Consider the following 2,118-nt stretch of genomic DNA (forward strand, 5'->3'; position numbering starts at 1 on the left):
AATATCACCCATGCCACTACCGGCGCAACCGGAATTGGAGCAGCAACTGGTTTACCAGCAGGTGTTTCTGCTGCGTGGTCTGGTAATGTAATCACCATCTCCGGTACCCCTACCGCATCTGGGACTTTCAATTATTCTATTCCTCTAACCGGAGGTTGCAATACGCCGGCGGTCAATGCTACAGGAACTTTCACAGTCAGTCCGAACAATACAGTGGCAGCAGCTTCCTCTACTCCTACGCTTTGTATCAGCACTGCCTTAACTAATATCACTCATGCCACCGTTGGAGCAACCGGTATAGGAGCAGCAACTGGTTTACCAACAGGTGTCACCGCATCTTGGGCTGGTAATGTAATTACCATCTCCGGTACGCCTACCTCTTCTGGGACTTTCAATTATTCCATTCCTCTGACTGGAGGTTGCCTTGCAACCGCAGTAAGTGCTACAGGAACTATCACAGTGAACCCAGCTACTATCATTGTCAGTGAAAGTCTAGCTGCACAATCCATTTGTATTGGTCAAAACTTTACAAGCATTTCTATAAGTGCTACAGGTACAGGAACTTTAACTTACCAATGGTATCGAAATACAGTCAGCAACAACACAAGCGGAACTGCGATCGTTGGGACAAATTCTCCTTCCTATACCCCAGCATCCACACCTAGTGGAACTTCCTATTATTATGTCACAGTTTCAAGTAGTTGTGGACCCATTAGAACTTCAGGTGTTTCGGGAGCATTTATTGTAGATCCAATTACCTTAATCACTACCCAGCCGGATGACTCTGGGGAAATCGAATGTTTTGGAGACGGTTTTGATCCGATTTCAGTAGATGCCATAGGTGGCGACCTAAGCTACCAATGGTATAAAAATGCGGATTCTTTAAATACTGGAGGAACAGCTGTTCCTGGAGCACAATTAGCATCTTTTACTCCGCCTTCCATTATTTTGGGAGAATTATTTTATTATGTGGTGGTGACCGGCAATTGTGGAAATGCAACCTCTAATGTATCAGGGAAGTACAGAGTAAATCCACCTGTGACAGTAATTGATTTAGCACCTTCTCCTGATGATAAAACGATTTGTTTGGGAGATTCATTTGCACCTATTACTGCATTGGCATCAGGTGAAGGAACGGTCTCCTATCAGTGGTATAGGAATGCAAGCAATTCAAATTCTGGAGGAACATTAATCTCCGGAGCAACTTTACCATCTTATACACCACCTTCGACTCCAGTTGGAACCACATATTACTATGTTGTTGCAAAGAGCAATTGTGGTACAGTTCCTTCAGACGTTTCGGGGGCGTTTACAATCACTCCTCTAACATCCATTAATACACAAAGTCTTGCTACACAGACCATTTGTTTTACAGAAACTTTCAATCCTATTTCTGTTACTGCATCGGGTACTGGTACTTTAAGTTACCAATGGTATAAAAACACTGCCAACAATAATACTACTGGAACTGCAATTCCAGGAGAAGATTTGCCCTCCTTTACACCGCCGTCTTCGTCCACTGGTACAAACTTTTATTATGTCATTGTTTCTAGTGGATGCGGTCCTGACCAAATCTCAAATCCATCCGGTGCATTTACAGTAACCCCTACGAATACCACAGGAACGCCTTCTGCAAATCCTACCATTTGTATCAACACCGCATTAACCAACATTACCCATGCAACTACCGGAGCAACCGGAATCGGAGCGGCAACTGGTTTACCAGCAGGAGTCTCTGCTGCCTGGTCTGGTAATGTGATCACCATCTCAGGTACCCCTACCGCTTCTGGGACTTTCAATTATTCCATTCCTCTAACTGGAGGTTGCAATACGCCGGTGATCAATGCTACTGGAACTATCACGGTCACTCCGAACAATACAGTAGGGGCTGCTTCCTCTACTCCTACGCTTTGTATCAACACTGCATTAACTAATATCACCCATGCCACTACCGGCGCAACCGGAATCGGAGCAGCAACTGGTTTACCAGCAGGCGTTTCTGCTGCCTGGTCTGGTAATGTAATCACCATCTCCGGCACCCCTACAGCATCTGGTACTTTCAATTATTCCATTCCTTTATCTGGCGGTTGCAATACGCCGGCGGTCAATGCTACAGGA

At 45.2% G+C, this 2,118-nt stretch carries 1 protein-coding gene; it reads left to right on the top strand.

Features of this window, described 5'->3' with window-relative positions; translation table 11 throughout:
* On the top strand, positions 1 to 2,118 hold a 2,118-nt coding region (locus BVH02_RS21440; protein ID WP_158093896.1), incomplete at both ends, for a hypothetical protein.

The organism is Algoriphagus ratkowskyi (genome assembly GCF_002150505.1).
In the GTDB taxonomy this organism is placed as follows: Bacteria; Bacteroidota; Bacteroidia; order Cytophagales; family Cyclobacteriaceae; genus Algoriphagus; species Algoriphagus ratkowskyi.